This window comes from Thioalkalivibrio versutus (assembly GCF_001999325.1).
In the GTDB taxonomy this organism is placed as follows: Bacteria; Pseudomonadota; Gammaproteobacteria; order Ectothiorhodospirales; family Ectothiorhodospiraceae; genus Thioalkalivibrio; species Thioalkalivibrio versutus.
The window spans coordinates 1-16,193 of sequence record NZ_MVAR01000033.1 but is presented as its reverse complement, the minus strand read 5'-3'; the positions used below and the strand labels follow the sequence as shown (position 1 = coordinate 16,193).

Here is a 16,193-nt window from a genome sequence, read left to right as displayed (position 1 = left end):
CGCGGGGTATTGACTTGGATGAGAACACAAATAACAATCGTTCTCGTCTACCCGGCTATCCGCCGAATGAATCCACACGAGGATCGCTCGCCATGAACTTTCGCCCGTTTGCCTGGCTGATCGCCACGGCCGCCGCCATCGCCGTCAGCATGCCCCTGGTCGGCTGCAGCCCCGCCGACCAGGACGAGGTCAACCTCTATTCGGCGCGCCAGGAAAACCTGATCAAGCCGCTGCTGGACGACTTCACTGATCAGACCGGCATCCCGGTCAACCTGGTGACCGGCGGGGCGGACAGCCTGCTGCAGCGCCTGCGCCACGAGGGCCGCAACTCACCCGCCGATCTCTTCATCACCGTGGACGCGGCGCGTCTGCACCAGGCCAGCGAGGCCGGCGTGCTGCAGGCGGTCGAATCGGACGTGCTGCGCGAGAATATCCCGGAGCGCTACCGCGACCCGGACGGACAGTGGTTCGGCCTCTCGTCGCGCGCGCGCCCCATCCTCTACCACAAGGACCGCGTGGACCCGGCGGAACTCTCTACCTACGAGGCCCTGACCGACGCGCAATGGGAGGGCCGGATCTGCATCCGCTCCTCCAGCAACGTGTACAACCAGTCTCTGGTGGCCGCGATGATCGCCACCGAGGGCGCCGAGGCCGCCCAGGACTGGGCCGCCGGGATCGTGGCCAACATGGCGCGCCAGCCGCAGGGCGGTGACCGCGATCAGATCCGCGCCGTGGCCGACGGGGTCTGCGACGTCGCGATTGCCAACACCTACTACCTGGGCCTGATGCTGGACGGCGAGGGCCGTGATCGCGAAGTCGCCGGGCAGATCGGGGTGTTCTGGCCCAACCAGGACGGCCGCGGCACCCACGTGAATATCAGTGGCGCCGGCGTCACTGCGCATGCCCCGAACCGGGACAACGCGATTCGCCTGCTGGAATTCCTGTCCTCCACCGAGGCGCAGGAGTGGTACGCCGAGGTCAACCAGGAATACCCGATCCGCGACGACGTACCGGCCAGCGACATCCTCCAGAGTTTCGGCGAATTCCAGTCCGACGACATCGAGCTCTACCGTCTGGGTAACCACAACGCCGAGGCCGTACGCATCATGGACCGCGTCCGCTGGCGCTGATGCTCGTCCACGACACCCCACTCACTCTCGCCCCCGGTCCTCCGGGGGCGTTCTGTTGGGCACCACAGAACGCGGGGAGGGCACAGAGCCGGGCATAAGGCGCGGTGTAGCGACCGGGGTCGCGGCACATGGCCTCGACAATCCGCCAGTCACAAGGCGGCCATAGTGGTATTCGAAACAAGAACCTTTATTATTCGCAATCCATGACCGCCCAGACCACCAACCCGCCCGCGACGCCTGCGAATCCTGCGGTTCGCCAGCGCCTGCCGTTCAGCCCGTGGTCGGCGGTCGCCATCGTCGTAGCGCTGACACTCGCCCTGCCGATCCTGGTCATCTTCGGGCACGTGTTCATCCCCGCCGGCGAGGTCTGGACCCACCTGCGCGAGACAGTCCTCGCGGACTATGTCGTCAACTCCCTGGCCCTGCTGATTGGCGTCGGGATCGGGGTGCTGGTGATCGGGGTGCCGGTTGCCTGGCTGGTCAGCGTGTGCGAGTTCCCCGGCCGTTCGATCTTCCAGTGGGCCTTGATGCTGCCGCTGGCCATGCCGGCCTACATCATTGCCTACACCTACACCGGCATGCTGGATTTCAGCGGTCCGGTACAAAGCCTGATCCGTGAACTCACGGGACTGGGTTACGGCGAGTACTACTTCCCCGAGATCCGCTCGCTGGGCGGCGCCATGGCCATGCTGACGCTGGTGCTCTACCCCTATGTCTACCTGCTCAGCCGCGCCGCCTTCCTCGAGCAGTCGGTCTGCGTGCTGGAGGTCTCCCGCACCCTCGGCGCCGGTCCCTTCGGCGGCTTTCGCCGGGTCGCCCTGCCGCTCGCACGTCCGGCCATCATCGCCGGGTTGACCCTTGCGCTGATGGAAGTGCTGGCCGATTACGGCACGGTCGCCTACTTCGGCGTGAGCACCTTCACCACCGGCATCTTCCGCACCTGGTACGCCCTGGGCGACCCGGCCGCAGCGGCCCAGCTCGCGGCCGTGCTGCTGACCTTCGTATTCGTACTGATCGTGCTGGAACGCTGGTCGCGGGCCAAGGCGCGCTTCCATCACACCAGCCGCCGCTACTCGACCCTGCCGCGTTACCAGCTACGCGGCTGGAAGGCCACCGCGGCCTTCCTCGGCTGCCTGTTTCCGGTCCTGCTGGGCTTCCTGCTGCCGGCCCTCCAGCTCGGACTGTGGACCGTGCAGACCACCGAACAATGGATGAACCCGGCCTTCGGGCGGCTGGTCTTCAACAGCTTCTGGCTGGCCATCGCCGCGGCCGTGATCGCGGTCGTCCTGGCCCTGGTCCTAGCCTATGCGCGGCGCATGGAGGGCGGGCGTTTCACCGCGGCTGCCGTGCGCGTCGCCGGGATGGGCTACGCGGTACCCGGCATCGTGATCGCGATCGGCGTGATGATCCCGTTCGCCGCCTTCGACAACGCCCTGGACGGCTTCATGCGCGACACCTTCGGGGTATCCACCGGCCTGTTGCTGTCGGGCACGCTGTTCGCCCTGCTGTTCGCCTATGCCGTGCGCTTTCTCGCCGTCTCGCTGCAGACGGTCGAGGCCGGGCTGGGCAAGATCCAGCCGAGCATGGACGATGCCGCCCGCTCGCTGGGGATGCGTCCACTGCAGACCCTGACCCGGGTACACCTGCCGATCATGCGCGGCACCCTGCTGACGGCATTGCTGCTGGTATTCGTCGATGTCCTGAAGGAGCTTCCGGCGACGCTCATCCTGCGCCCGTTCGACTTCAACACCCTCGCCGTGCGCGCCTTCGAGCTGGCCAGTGACGAGCGCCTGGCCGAATCCTCCAGCGCCGCCCTGGCCATCGTGCTGGTCGGGCTGGTTCCCGTTATCCTGCTGTCGGTGACCATCGGCCGCTCGCGCCCCGGCCAGCAGGGCCCGACCCGCGCGGCGGACGAAGAATCGCCGCAAAAACCCCTCGCCATGCCCGCAGGCACGACGAATACGCCATGACCCAGCCCATCGAAACCACACTGCAGGTGCCCCATACCCCGCTGATCGCCCTGGATCGAGTGGATATCGGCTATGACGGTACCGCCGTGGTCCACCAGGTATCCCTGGCCCTGCCCAAGGGCCAGATCGGCTGCCTGCTGGGCCCCTCCGGCTGCGGCAAGACCACATTGCTGCGGGCGATCGCAGGCTTCGAGCCCCTGATGGCGGGGAGCATCCAGCTGGACGGGCGCAGCGTCAGCGATGCCCGCAGCACGATCCCGCCGGAGAAGCGCGGGGTCGGCATGGTGTTCCAGGATTTCGCCCTGTTCCCGCACCTGAGCGTGGCCGACAACATTGGCTTCGGCATCCGCCACTGGAGCCGCAAGGATCGTGACGAGCGCATCCGCTCGCTCCTCAAGCTGGTGGGGTTGCCGGGCTATGGCGAGTCCTACCCGCACGCCCTGTCCGGTGGCCAGCAGCAACGCATCGCCCTGGCCCGGGCCCTGGCCCCGCGGCCCAAGCTGCTGTTGCTGGATGAGCCATTTTCCAGCATGGACGTGGAGCTACGCAGCGAACTGGCCCGCGAGGTCCGGCGCATCCTGCGCGCGGAGAACACCACCGCCATCCTGGTGACCCACGACCAGAACGAGGCCTTCGCCTTCGCCGATCGCATCGCGGTGATCCACCAGGGCCGCGTGGCCCAGTGGGACACTGCCTACAACCTCTACCATCGCCCGGCGGATCGTTTCGTCGCAGACTTCGTCGGCGAGGGTACGCTGATCCCCGGCATGGTCTGCGCCGAACACGTGGTCGATACCGCCTTTGGCCAGATCGAGGGCACGCTGTCGGAACAGCTGCCGCCCGGCACCGCCGTGGACGTCCTCGTGCGTCCGGACGACATCGCGATCGACAACGAAGCGGGCACCATCCGCACCGAGATCCTCGACAAGGCCTTCCGCGGGGCGGACTTCCTCTACACCCTGCGCCTGCCGGACGGCCTCAGCGTGCTGTGCATGGCGCCCAGCCACGACAATTTCGTCATCGGCGAGCACGTGCGCCTGCGCCTCGACTTCACCCACCTGGTGGTATTCTCGCGCGGCAGCGGAGTCGACTGCCCGGCCTCCTGACGCTGGCGCGCTCCGCAGCCCGCCAGGGTCGTTGGTGCAGGCCCAGCGGGAACTCGCGTGATTTCGCGCGTTCCGATGTCGACACGCTCCCCTTTCCGCAACCGCTATCATCGTTTCATGACCCACGCCCGCGCCCCTGTTGTCCGCCGCCCGGCCCGCACCGGGCTGGGCGTGGTTGCGATGCTGCTCGTCGCACTGGCGGGCACCCCGGGGGCGGCCGGTGCGGAGGACGGCTCGACCCCCGGCTTGCAGATCGAGGGGGGTACCGACGCTCAGCGCAGCAATATCCGCAACAGCATCAACCTGGCTCGCCACCCCTGCGACTTGCCCGGGTTTCGCGAGGGCCGCGTGTTGCGCGACACCGAGGCGCGCGCCACCGATGCCCTGCGGGCGATCGGTTTCTACGACCCCGAGCTGGATCTCGATTTCGAACGCCACGAGGCCTGCTGGGATATCCGCATCACCCTGGACCCCGGCCCGCCGACCACGGTGGAGCAGGTGGACCTGCAGATCACCGGCGAAGGAGCCGGTGATCTCGGCTTCGAGGCCGTGCTCAGCCAGACCGAGATCCGCGAGGGCGGCACCCTGCGCCATGATCGCTACGAGACCCTGCGCAACCGCATGACGCGGATTGCGTCGGATCGCGGCTATTTCGACGCCGATCTCCACACCCGACGCCTGGAAGTGGACCGCGACACCCGCACCGCGACCATCCGCCTGCACATGGATACCGGCGATCGTTACCGTGTGGGACGGGTCCACATCGACCAGGACATCCTCTCCGAGGACTTCGTCCAGCGCATGGTGCCGTTCGCGGCGGGCGACCCGTACAGCTCGGCGCAGATCATCGCCCTGCAGCGCAATCTGAACGACAGCGGCTACTTTGGCGGCGTCCGTGTACGCCCGCAACGCGACGCGGCAGAGGGACTGCAGGTCCCGATCCTGGTCGAACTGGAACCGCGCAAACGCCACAGCTACGAGGCCGGCATCGGCTACTCCACCGATATCGGCCCGCGTATCCGGCTGCGCTACGAACATCGCTACGCCAACCGGATCGGCCATCGCTACCAGGCCGAGATCGAGGCGTCGCCGGTGCGTTCCGGGATCGGCTACAACTACGAGATCCCGCTGCGCGACCCGCTGCGCGAACGCCTGAACCTGTTCACCACCTATCGCACAGAAGACACCGACACCCAGCAGTCCGATCGCTTCCAGGTCGGCGCCAACCGGGTCCTGCAGCGCCGCAGCGGCTGGCAGACCACCGAGGGGCTGCGCTACGAGTATGAGGACTACACCGCCGGCGAGGACGACAGCGGCCGCAGCAACCTGCTGATCCCGTCCTACCGGATCAGCCGCATGGAAGCGGACGAACCGATGACCCCGCGCCGCGGCTACCGCTTCGAGACCACCGTGCAGGGCGCGCGCGAAGAGATCCTGTCCAGCACCTCGTTCGCCCAGGTCCTGGCCAGCGGCAAGGTGGTCCGCGGCCTCGGCACCGGCCGGGTGCTGGCCCGCGTGGATGCCGGCTTCACCGACGTGGACTCGGTCAGCGACCTCCCCAGCTCTCTGCGCTTCTATGCCGGGGGCGATGCCAGCATCCGTGGCTACGGCTACCAGCGGGTCGGGCCACGCAACGACAGCGGCGACGTGATTGGTGGGCGCCACAAGGTGGTGGGCAGCCTCGAGTACGACTACCCGGTCGTCGGCAACTGGAGTGCCGCGGCCTTCGTCGACGCCGGCAACGTCGTCAACGAGTGGGACGAGTTCGACCCCGTCTACGGCGTCGGGGTCGGTGTACGCTGGCGCTCCCCGGTCGGCCCGCTCCGCGTGGACCTGGCCCACGGGCCGGACTCGGACGATGACTTTCGCATCCACTTCTCCATGGGTCCGGACCTTTGAGACCCCTGTTGCGCGGCACACTGTGGGGGCTCTCCACGGTCCTTACCCTGGTAATCATCCTGCTGGGCACCCTCGGGGCCCTGCTCGCGACCGAATCGGGGACCCGCTGGCTGGTCGAACAGGGCGAGCGCCTGGCCCCCGTCGAATTGCGCATCGACCGGGTCGAGGGGACCTTGTTCACCGAGCTGCACCTGCACGGATTGCACCTCGCGCTGCCCGACGGCCCGGTGATCGACCTGCCCGCCGGGCGCGTCGGGATCAGCGCCCGCAGCCTGCTCCGCGGCGAGCTGAACATCCGGATACTGGCCGCCACCGGGCTGCGCGTGGACCTGCCACCCCCGGACCCGGATGCGCCACCCGCGGACGAACCCTTCGCCCTGCCCGATTCCTTCCGGCTGCCGCTGGCGGTGCGCCTGGGCCAGTTGCAGGTGGAGGACATGGAGATCCTGCAGGCGGGCGAACCGCTGGCCTCGATCACCCGCCTGACGGCCGATGCGCGGGCCAGCGGCTCGCGCATCGAGCTACACGCCCTGGAGCTGGACATGCCGGAGGTCCGGGCCCGACTGGCCGGATCGCTCGAGGCCGATGGCGACTACCCCCTGCATCTGCGGGGCCAATGGCAAGCGCCCCTGCCCGTGGCCCTGGCCGAGGGCCTGGGCACGGACGAGGCGCGTGGCGAACTGGAGATCACCGGGGCCTTGCGCGAACGCGTGCAGCTCGAACATGACCTGCGCGCCGGGATCGAGCTGAACCTGCAGGCCAGCACCCACGAACTGTTCACCACCCCGGCGCTGGAACTGGCGGCGCAGTGGCAACCCTTCACCTACCACCTCGACCCGGAACAGGACATCGCCCTGGAGGGCGGCCGCCTCGACCTGCAGGGGACTCCGGAGGACTGGGCGCTGAGTCTGCAGGCCGCGGCCACCCTGACGCCCTGGCCACGGCTTGTGCTGAACACCCGGGCGCACGGGGACCTCGAATCGCTGGAGATCGAAGCCCTGGATATCGAGTCCGAGGCCGGGCGGGTCACGCTCGCCGGGCCCATTCGCTTTGTCGACACCCTGGACTGGGACCTCACCCTGGAGGCCGAGGACCTGACCACGTCCGGAATGGATTTGGAGTTCGATGCCGCGGTCGAGTGCCTGAAGGGACGGTTGCAGGGCACCCTGCCGCTGGGAACCGACACCCCGCCTTTGGCGGCCCTGGACGCGAGCATCACCCTTGACGAGCTGACCGGGCACTACGAGGGGGAACCCATCACCGGCAGCCTGAACGCCTGGCTGGTCGACGGTCAGGCACGGATCGAGGACACGCACCTGACGATCCGCGATACCGCGCAGCTGGACCTGAACGCTTCGGCCACGGGCCTCGCGGGCGACCTGAGCGACCCCGATCACCGCCTCGTCTTCGACCTCGGACTGGATCTGGAGGCCCCGGATCTGGCGCGCCTGCACTCGGAGCTGGACGGGCAGATCGAGCAACTGCGACTCGTGCTGGACGGCAACTACGCCCCCGCCAGCGGCGCCCTGAGCGCGCAGCTTGGCCTGGACCCATTGCGCGCCCGACTGCGCGGGATCGACATCACGGGCGATGCACTGATCGCGCTGACCGAGACGGGTGGCGAGATCGAGCGGCTGCACCTCGCCACCGACACAGGTGCCCGGCTCGCCCTGAATGGGGATCTCGACTGGTCCGAGGGCCTGCGCTGGGACCTCGCACTGGAAGGCGACGGGCTGGATCCGTCGCTGGTGGTCGCCGAGGCCCCCGGCCAGATCGCCCTCGCCCTGCTCAGCCAGGGGCACCTCGACGCCGACGGCACCCCCCGCGTGCAGGCCCAACTCCAACGGCTGGAGGGTACGCTGCGCGACCAGCCCGTATCCGGTCAGGGCCAACTGCAGCTGGAGGGGGAGCATCTACGAGTGGACCAGCTGGACCTGGCGCTGGGCCGGAACACCCTGACCGCCCACGGCGAATGGACCGAGGCCCTGGACTTCGAGCTGCGCCTGGATGCCCCGGAGCTGGACCGGCTCTGGCCCGACCTCGCCGGCCGACTGGAGCTCGACGCACACATCACCGGAGAACCCGATCGGCCGCGCGTGGCGGCACGCGGAACCGGTGCGGGGTTGCGACTCGCGGATATCACCCTGGAGCAACTGGAGCTGGGGGCCGACGCCGGCCTCGAGGTCGCCGCCCCGGCCGAGATCGACCTGCGCCTGACCGGCCTCGGGCTGGCCGACGGCACACGCGTGGAGACCCTGCGCCTAGGCGCCTCCGGTCGTATCGACGGGCATCGCGTGACACTGGCGGCCGATGCCGGGGATCTGGGCTCGCTGGATCTGGCGCTGCAAGGCGAACTGAACCCCGACACCCTCCACTGGCGCGGCCAGATCGCACGGCTGGATCTGGACCAACCCGCGGGGGGCCCCTGGCAACTGACCGAACCGGTCGCACTGGAAGGCGGGCCGGAAGATGCACGGCTGGAGCGCCTGTGCCTGGCACGCGACGACGGACGGCTGTGCGTCGAGGGGGACTGGGGTACGTCGACAGGGGCCGAGTTCGGCGCCGAGGCCCGGGCGGTGGACCTGGCCTGGCTGGAACCCTTCCTGCCGCCGGAACTCGCTATCGCGGGCCAGCTGAATGCCGACGCCAGCGGCCGTATGGAAGCCGATGGCACCGTGACGGCCGACCTGACCGTGACCCCGACGGATGGCCACCTGGTCGTGCGCGACGAGGACGGAGACCTGGAGGAGGTGCCCTACCGCGATGTGCGGCTGACCGCCCGGGTGCGCGATCGCGACGTGGACGCCTCCCTGCGGCTCGACTTCCTGGAAGGCGGGACGGCGCGCAGCGATATCCAGCTGCGCCCGGACGGCGACGACCTGCGTATTGACGGCGACTTCGAGGCGCACCTCGATAACCTGTCGTGGCTCGCGGCTCTGAGCCCCGAGATCCAGCGCCTGCGTGGCTCGCTCAACGCCCGCCTGGACTTCGGCGGACGACTGGACGCGCCACTGGTGGAGGGCGAAGTGGCGTTCCGCGACGGCGGGGTCCTGATCCCCGAGGCCGGCATCGATATCGTCATTCCCGAGATCACGGCCCGGGTGGTCTCGGCCGAACAGCTGACCCTGACCGGCCGCCTGGAGTCCGGGGACGGCGGCATCGACCTCAACGGTCACGTGGACCTCGCCGACGCCGGGCCCCGTGCCGAGCTGAGCCTGACCGGCGAGGACTTCCTGGTCGTCAACCGCGTAGACGCGGAGGCCCGCATCACGCCGGACCTGCAACTGGTCTTTACCCCCGACGACGGCATTCGTGTGCGCGGCGAGGTCTTCCTGCCCTGGGCGCGCATCCGTCCGCCGGATCTGCCGCCCGGAGCGATCCGCGTCTCCGGCGACGAGATCATCCTCGGGGAGGAGATCACGGAGGCCCAGGGGCTCAAGACCGACATCCGCATTCGGATCCGCCTGGGGGATGACGTGCGCTTCGACGGCTTCGGCCTGACCGCACGCTTCGCCGGCGAGGTGGATGTCGAGGAGGTCACCGGGCAACCGACCCAACTGTTCGGCGAGATCACGATCCCCGAAGGCGAGTACAGCGATTACGGCCAGGACCTGCGGGTGGAACGCGGCAGCCTGGTCTTCCAGGGGCCGGCGGAGAACCCGGAACTGGACCTGCGCGCGGTACGCACCGTGCGCGAATACAACGTGACCGTCGGGCTGGAGATCCGCGGCACGCCGGACAACCTGAGCTCGCGGGTGATCTCGGACCCGCCGATGGACGAGACCGAGGCGATGTCCTACCTGCTGACTGGACGCCCCCTATCCGGCGCCTCGCAATCCGATGGCAACATGATCGCTGCTGCCGCAGCCGCCTACGGGCTGGAACAAGGGGCCGTGATTACCGAACGCATCGGCCGCGAACTGGGCCTGGACGAGGTGGAGCTGGACACCGAGGGCGGGCTGGACGAAAGCGCGCTGACACTGGGCCTGTACCTCTCGCCGCGCCTGCTGCTGCGCTACTCCATCGGGCTGTTCGACAACACATCGAAGGTCCTGCTGCGCTACGAACTGACCCGCAACCTGAGCGTCGAGACCGCCTCCGGGACGACGGAACAGTCGGTAGACCTGATCTATCGATTCGAGCGCTAGGAGGACGCTGCGGACTAAGGATCAAAGGCCTTTTTCACCACGAAGCACACGAAGGTACGAAGAAAAGATCCATGCCGGTTTAACCACAGAGGACACGGAGTTCACGGAGGTGCTCAAACCTGCTCTCGGTGGTGATCGGCGCTCGAATGATCTCACCTTGAAGATCTTCTCAATGCCGGTGCTGGCCCGTCATCGCGAGGCGCGAAGCGCCGTGGCGATCTCCGTGGAATGCAACCCAGCGGACTTTCGGGGTGGCCTCGCTGAGCCCAGAACGACAAACCTGTCATTCCATACCCACACCACTTCTGGCGCGATCGCGAAGTGCGCGTTGACCAGAGTCTCCCTAGCTTGAGGTATCGCGAGCGCCGTTGCGCGCGGCGTCGATGCGCACGCGGATCTGGCTGCGGTAGAGCTGTTCGTTGGGGATGCCCACCAGGGGACGCCCGACCGGCTGGCCCTCGGCATCGAACGCCATGATCGTCGGCACCACCCGCACGCCGTAGGCACGACCCAGCTCACTGCCCAGCTTGGTCGTGCCGTCGAAATCGCGCACCTCTTCGCGATCCAGCATGACCTTGCGGATATTCACACCCTGGAGGGCCGGGTCCGCGGTCATCGGGCCGAGATAGCGCTGTTCGGCACGATCACAGTACGGGCAGCTACTCGACGCGAACATGATCACGGTCGCCTTGCCATCGCCCTGGGTGTTCAGCGCCTGGAGGTCCGTGGCGCGTTCGACGCCGCCCGCCGCGACCGCAGTAGCCAGCAGCATGCCGACCAACAAGGCACCGGAGCGCAGCAGCATCGAGGCGAACGGGGAGCGGGGAAGGTTCGTATTGAGGGTCATGGTCATCATGGATCCTTGGGTGTTTGGAACCAGTCTAGGGCTGCCACATTAACGCAGGCTGAAGAGCCAGCAATCGCGCCCCCGCCTCCGGCCGGCCCGAAGGTCCGCCGAATGGCGCCCGCGAGTTGCCCACAAAAAAGGCCCCGCCGGAGCGGGGCCTGATTCCAACGCGCCGGCGAACCGGCGGTCAGGGTCTTGCCGGCGACCTTAGTCGGCGCGCTTGCGCACGTCGGAGGTCACTTCCACGCGGCGGTTGGCTTCGCGGCCTTCCTGGGTGGAGTTGTCGGCGGTCGGGCGGTCTTCACCGTAGCCGACGGTGCGGATGTCGCTTTCACGCACGCCTTCGCTGGCCAGGAAGTCGGTGACTGCCTGGGCACGACGCTCGGACAGGCCCTGGTTGTAGTCGGCCGGGCCGATGGTGCAGGTGTGGCCTTCGACCAGCACCGAGCTGTACTCGGCGTCGTCGGAGGTCAGGCTGCGGGCCAGATCACGCAGGGCGGAACGACCTTCGGAACGCAGATCAGCGCTGTCGAAGTCGAACAGGGCCTGGGCGCTCAGCGTGGTGGTGGTGAATTCCGGTTCCGGCTCCGGCGCCGGGGCAGCCGCCGGCTCGGGCTCGGGGGCCTCGGCAACTTCTTCGATGTAGCCCGCGCAATGCGGGAACTTCACGTTTTCTTCCGTCCAGGAACGCGTACGCACGCATTCGCCGGAGCGATCGACCACAACCTTGCCGCTACGGTCGGTCACGTTGGCGGCCGGCGGTTCCTGCGCCACAACCTGCCCGGCGGCGCCGAGCACCAGCGAGGCCACGGAAGCGGCCAGAAGATTCTTAACGAGCTTATGATTCATTGCAAAGCCTCCTTGTAAAAACAATAGACGTCGGACCCGGGTTGAACCGCGCGACCACCATGGTACGCGCCGCGACCGCAATCCAAAGCAGCGAGCTCCTTGCGCCAAGCCCCCTACAGTACCCTGATAGTGGCACACAAGTTCGGGTTTTGCACGCATCGGAACGCAAATTATGTGTCGACATCACAACATCGTCACATTCCGTAAATTTCCGAATATCCAGTGACTTTCGACTGCCCTGTTTCGATATTGCAACAGGCGAAACCCGAATCGCACAGACATATTCCGGCAAGCTGTACTCCGGAAGACACACAACCCTGCTAAGGGTTCCTGAAACCGCGGATTTGGCACCCGAACCCGGACCCCAGGAAACGGTACCGGTCAGACAAAAAGACCCCGCCGAAGCGGGGTCCCAAGGTACATCAACGATGCACGGGTAAAGCGGCGAATTACATCATGCCGCCCATGCCACCCATGCCGCCCATGCCACCCATACCGCCCATGTCGTCGCCACCGGCGCCGCCACCGTCATCCTTCTTCGGGATGTCGGCAATCATGGCCTCGGTGGTGATCAGCAGGGCAGCGACCGATGCGGCGTTCTGCAGCGCGGAACGGGTCACCTTGGTCGGGTCCAGGATGCCCATGTCGATCATGTCGCCGAACTCGCCGCTTGCTGCGTTGTAGCCGTAGTTGCCCTTGCCTTCCAGGACCTGGTTGAGGACCACGGACGGCTCGTCGCCGGAGTTGTAGACGATCTGGCGCAGCGGCTCTTCCATCGCACGACGGCAGATGTTGATACCGGCGGTCTGCTCATCGTTGTCACCCTTGAGCTTGGTGATCGCGGCGCAGGCACGCAGCAGGGCCACGCCACCGCCGGGAACCACGCCTTCTTCCACCGCCGCACGCGTGGCGTGCAGGGCGTCTTCGACGCGGGCCTTCTTCTCCTTCATCTCGATCTCGGTGGCAGCACCGACCTTGATCACGGCCACACCGCCGGCCAGCTTGGCCACGCGTTCCTGCAGCTTTTCCTTGTCGTAGTCGGAGCTCGCTTCCTCGATCTGCGCACGGATCTGGTCGACGCGGCCCTTGATGTCCTTGTTGGACCCCATGCCGTCGATGATCGTGGTGTTCTCCTTGGTCACCTGCACCTTCTTGGCGCGGCCCAGGTCTTCCACCGTGGTCTTCTCCAGCGACAGGCCGACTTCTTCCGAGATCACCTGGCCACCGGTCAGCACGGCGATATCCTGCAGCATGGCCTTGCGGCGATCACCGAAGCCCGGGGCCTTCACGGCGGCGACCTTGACGATGCCGCGCATGGAGTTGACGACCAGGGTCGCCAGGGCTTCGCCTTCGATGTCCTCGGCGATGATCAGCAGCGGCTTGTTGGCCTTGGCCACGCCTTCCAGGATCGGCAGCAGATCACGGATGTTCGCGATTTTCTTGTCGAACAGCAGGATGTAGGCATCCTCCAGCTCGGCACTCATGTTCTGCTGGTTGTTGATGAAGTAAGGCGACAGGTAGCCGCGATCGAACTGCATGCCTTCGACGACATCCAGCTCGTTTTCCAGCGAGGAACCTTCCTCGACGGTGATCACGCCTTCCTTGCCGACCTTGTCCATCGCATCGGCAATGATCTCGCCGATCGCGGTGTCGGAGTTCGCGGAGATCGAGCCCACCTGGGCGATCGCCTTGTGCTCGGTGCACGGCTTGGAGAGCTTCTTCAGCTCTTCGGTGGCGGCCTTCACGGCCTTGTCGATGCCGCGCTTGAGGTCCATCGGGTTCATGCCGGCGGTGACCGCCTTCATGCCCTCGCGGACGATGGACTGGGCCAGCACGGTCGCGGTGGTGGTGCCGTCACCGGCGGTGTCGGAGGTCTGCGAGGAGACTTCCTTAACCAGCTGGGCGCCCATGTTCTCGAACTTGTCTTCCAGCTCGATTTCCTTGGCCACGGACACGCCGTCCTTGGTCACGGTCGGGGCACCAAAGGCCTTGTCCAGGACCACGTTGCGGCCCTTCGGACCGAGGGTGACCTTCACGGCGTTGGCCAGGGTGTTCACGCCCTTGGCCATGCGGGTACGGGCGTCGGTACCAAAGCGTACTTCTTTAGAGCTCATGATTCGTTCTACTCCTGAAAATTCGTGTTAGACGGTCGCGGTTCGGGGCGTTCAGCCCTCGATGACGGCCATGATGTCGTCTTCGCGCATCACGAGGACTTCGTTGCCATCGACCTTGACCTCGGTGCCGGAGTACTTGCCGAACAGGACCGTGTCACCAGCCTTCACGTCCAGGGGACGGGCTTCGCCGTTGTCCAGGATCTTGCCGTTGCCTACTGCAACCACTTCGCCACGGATCGGCTTCTCGGCCGCGGAATCCGGGATCACGATGCCGCCGGGGGTGGTGCGTTCTTCTTCCATACGCTTCACGATGACTCGATCGTGCAAAGGACGCAGGTTCATGGCGCGAACTCCTTAATAAAATGTCTCAAACAGGAAAATTGGTTTGTCGGGCAGGCACCCTGTTAGCACCCACCCCTGACGAGTGCTAATAATAGGGGCACACAAGGGCGAGTCAAGAGCGCGCGTTACGAAAGCGGGGCCAGAAACGTGAATCAGCGACGGTCGTCGTGGTCCAGCCGATCGTTCGGCGCCTCGGGGCGATCGTCGTGGTGGCGGAATTCGCCCTCGATGGTACCGCCGCCCGGCGGCCCACCAGGGCCGCCGGTGCGCGTGCGGACCATGCCGCGGCGCAGGATGCCGGCCGCCGCCCAGCGCCGCAGCGGCGGAATCAACAGCACGAAGCCGGCGGCATCGGTAAAGAACCCCGGCAGCAACAGCAACACGGCGGCCGACATCAGCAGCCAGCCCTCGACCAACCCGCGCGCCGGAACCTCCCCCCGCGCCAGGCTTTGTTGCAGCCGCCGCCAATGGTAGAAGCCCTGCAATCGGAACAACATCAGCCCGGCCGCCGCCGTGACGATCACCAGCACCACCGTCATCAGGGCGCCCACGGCATCGCCCACCCAGGCGAAGCCGAAGATCTCGAGCAGCACCAGACCGAGAAAGACAAACAGGGGAAAGAGGGGGTTGCGCATCGAAGGGGTTCCGCAGATCAGGCCTGTTTATTGGAACATGCGCCCCGGGTGGTGTCGATTGGAACCCCGCTGATGCGCGGATACTCCGATATCCAGGCACTCGCGGGTAGCTCGCCCCTTTGTCCTTGCACGACAAAGGGAATTAAGCCAGTCTCCTGCACGTCATTGGTGCATACGGCTATCTACATATTCGGAGAGTGACGGCTCATGTTGCGTAATCCAATCCTGATGCTGGCCCTGCTGGCCTTCCTTGTCCCGGCTCTGGCAACCGCCGCGGTCGAAGACCCGCGCGATCCGACACACCACTTCTTCGACCCGACCTTCGGCGAGTTCCCCGAAGAGCTGGAAGACGCGCGCGCGGCCGGCAAGAAAGGCATCCTGATCTTTTTCGAGATGGCCGACTGCCCGTTCTGCCACCGCATGAAGAACCAGGTGCTGAACCAGCCCGAGGTCCAGGAATACTTCAGCGAGCACTTCCGGGTGTTCAGCGTCGATGTCGAGGGCGCCATCGAGATCGTCACCTTCGAGGGCGAGACCAAGACCCAGATGGACTGGGCCACCCGCGACTACCGGGTACGCGCCACGCCGGTGTTCCAGTTCTTCAACCTGGAGGGCGAACCCATCGCCCGCTTCACCGGGGCCACCCGCGACTCCCGCGAATTCCTGCAACTGGGCGAGTTTGTCGCCGAGGGGCATTACAAGGACCAGAACTTCACGCGCTTCAAGCGCGAGCAAGACGGCCGCTAAACCCCTCTTCTTGCCACTCCCGAGGATCGACGCCTGATGTCGCCGATGCACCCCCGCTCGTCCTGCACCGGACGCCGGCGGCCCCTGGCTCGCCTGCTACTGGCCATTCTGCTCCTGTGGCCCCTGGCCGGGCCGGCGACTGCGCAGGAAGCCGGCGGCGCGACCGGCCTCGGCCCGCTGCCCAACCCAATGCGGGTGGGTGACGCCCTGGAGCGGGTCGACGCCCTGCACCCCCGGGTGCGTCAGGCGCGCGCCGACCGCGAACAGGCCCGCGCCGCCCTGGAGGCGACTCGGGCCGAGCGCGATGTGCGCGTGGACGCGCGGCTCGAGGCCCGCTGGATCGAGCCCAACGACCTGGTCGAAGACCGCACCCGCAACGACTCCCGCGCCGCCATCGTCGCGCGCA

General features: G+C 66.8%; 11 protein-coding genes and 1 pseudogene. 7 read left to right on the top strand and 5 right to left on the bottom strand.

Annotated features, from left to right (window positions below; genetic code table 11):
* Positions 1–92 precede the first annotated feature (92 nt).
* The 5 genes from B0684_RS11675 to B0684_RS11655 all read left to right on the top strand — a co-directional run bounded on the left by B0684_RS11675 (position 93) and on the right by B0684_RS11655 (position 10,253).
* Complete coding sequence (locus tag B0684_RS11675) at positions 93–1,130, top strand: Fe(3+) ABC transporter substrate-binding protein (protein WP_018649636.1); 1,038 nt, start codon at positions 93–95, stop codon at positions 1,128–1,130.
* Between the two features lie 203 nt (positions 1,131–1,333).
* A complete protein-coding gene (locus B0684_RS11670) occupies positions 1,334–3,100 on the top strand; it encodes an ABC transporter permease (RefSeq protein WP_018145217.1) in 1,767 nt (588 codons plus the stop codon).
* Positions 3,097–4,206: an ABC transporter ATP-binding protein gene (locus B0684_RS11665; RefSeq protein WP_018649635.1), complete on the top strand. Its 1,110-nt coding sequence runs from the start codon at positions 3,097–3,099 to the stop codon at positions 4,204–4,206. The genes B0684_RS11670 and B0684_RS11665 overlap by 4 nt, the downstream gene beginning before the upstream one ends.
* A 75-nt stretch (positions 4,207–4,281) precedes the next feature.
* Positions 4,282–6,105 carry an autotransporter assembly complex protein TamA gene (locus B0684_RS11660; protein WP_018649634.1) on the top strand — a complete coding sequence of 608 codons (1,824 nt, stop codon included), beginning with the start codon at positions 4,282–4,284 and terminating at the stop codon, positions 6,103–6,105.
* 8 nt (positions 6,106–6,113) lie between these two features.
* Positions 6,114–10,253, top strand: a complete 4,140-nt coding sequence (locus B0684_RS11655) for a translocation/assembly module TamB domain-containing protein (protein ID WP_018649633.1) — start codon at positions 6,114–6,116, stop codon at positions 10,251–10,253.
* Between the two features lie 343 nt (positions 10,254–10,596).
* On the opposite strand, the gene B0684_RS11650 is transcribed toward B0684_RS11655, so the two are convergent.
* The 5 genes from B0684_RS11650 to B0684_RS11630 form a co-directional block, all read right to left on the bottom strand.
* Positions 10,597–11,106 carry a thioredoxin family protein gene (locus tag B0684_RS11650; RefSeq protein WP_018168993.1) on the bottom strand — a complete coding sequence of 170 codons (510 nt, stop codon included), beginning with the start codon at positions 11,104–11,106 and terminating at the stop codon, positions 10,597–10,599.
* Between the two features lie 201 nt (positions 11,107–11,307).
* Positions 11,308–11,949: an OmpA family protein gene (locus B0684_RS11645; protein ID WP_018168992.1), complete on the bottom strand. Its 642-nt coding sequence runs from the start codon at positions 11,947–11,949 to the stop codon at positions 11,308–11,310.
* A 449-nt stretch (positions 11,950–12,398) separates the two neighbouring features.
* Positions 12,399–14,063, bottom strand: coding sequence for a chaperonin GroEL (groL, locus tag B0684_RS11640; protein WP_018175630.1), 1,665 nt, complete (start codon positions 14,061–14,063; stop codon positions 12,399–12,401).
* 51 nt (positions 14,064–14,114) lie between these two features.
* Complete coding sequence (gene groES, locus B0684_RS11635; RefSeq protein WP_018145210.1) at positions 14,115–14,405, bottom strand: co-chaperone GroES; 291 nt, start codon at positions 14,403–14,405, stop codon at positions 14,115–14,117.
* Between the two features lie 152 nt (positions 14,406–14,557).
* On the bottom strand, positions 14,558–15,040 hold the full coding sequence (locus B0684_RS11630) for an FxsA family protein (RefSeq protein ID WP_018168990.1): 483 nt from the start codon (positions 15,038–15,040) through the stop codon (positions 14,558–14,560).
* A gap of 207 nt (positions 15,041–15,247) precedes the next feature.
* Between B0684_RS11630 and B0684_RS11625 the strand changes: the two genes are divergently transcribed.
* Both B0684_RS11625 and B0684_RS11620 read left to right on the top strand, forming a co-directional pair.
* On the top strand, positions 15,248–15,787 hold the full coding sequence (locus tag B0684_RS11625; protein ID WP_018145208.1) for a thioredoxin family protein: 540 nt from the start codon (positions 15,248–15,250) through the stop codon (positions 15,785–15,787).
* A 36-nt stretch (positions 15,788–15,823) separates the two neighbouring features.
* Positions 15,824–16,193: pseudogene (locus B0684_RS11620) on the top strand (TolC family protein); the annotation flags it as partial.

Coding starts and splice junctions, on each gene's coding strand:
- B0684_RS11625 (WP_018145208.1), top strand. CDS start 15,248: ATGTTGCGTAATCCAATCCTGATGCTGGCCCTGCTGGCCTTCCTTGTC.
- B0684_RS11660 (WP_018649634.1), top strand. CDS start 4,282: ATGTCGACACGCTCCCCTTTCCGCAACCGCTATCATCGTTTCATGACC.
- B0684_RS11650 (WP_018168993.1), bottom strand. CDS start 11,106: ATGACCATGACCCTCAATACGAACCTTCCCCGCTCCCCGTTCGCCTCG.
- B0684_RS11645 (WP_018168992.1), bottom strand. CDS start 11,949: ATGAATCATAAGCTCGTTAAGAATCTTCTGGCCGCTTCCGTGGCCTCG.
- groES (WP_018145210.1), bottom strand. CDS start 14,405: ATGAACCTGCGTCCTTTGCACGATCGAGTCATCGTGAAGCGTATGGAA.
- groL (WP_018175630.1), bottom strand. CDS start 14,063: ATGAGCTCTAAAGAAGTACGCTTTGGTACCGACGCCCGTACCCGCATG.
- B0684_RS11675 (WP_018649636.1), top strand. CDS start 93: ATGAACTTTCGCCCGTTTGCCTGGCTGATCGCCACGGCCGCCGCCATC.
- B0684_RS11670 (WP_018145217.1), top strand. CDS start 1,334: ATGACCGCCCAGACCACCAACCCGCCCGCGACGCCTGCGAATCCTGCG.
- B0684_RS11665 (WP_018649635.1), top strand. CDS start 3,097: ATGACCCAGCCCATCGAAACCACACTGCAGGTGCCCCATACCCCGCTG.
- B0684_RS11630 (WP_018168990.1), bottom strand. CDS start 15,040: ATGCGCAACCCCCTCTTTCCCCTGTTTGTCTTTCTCGGTCTGGTGCTG.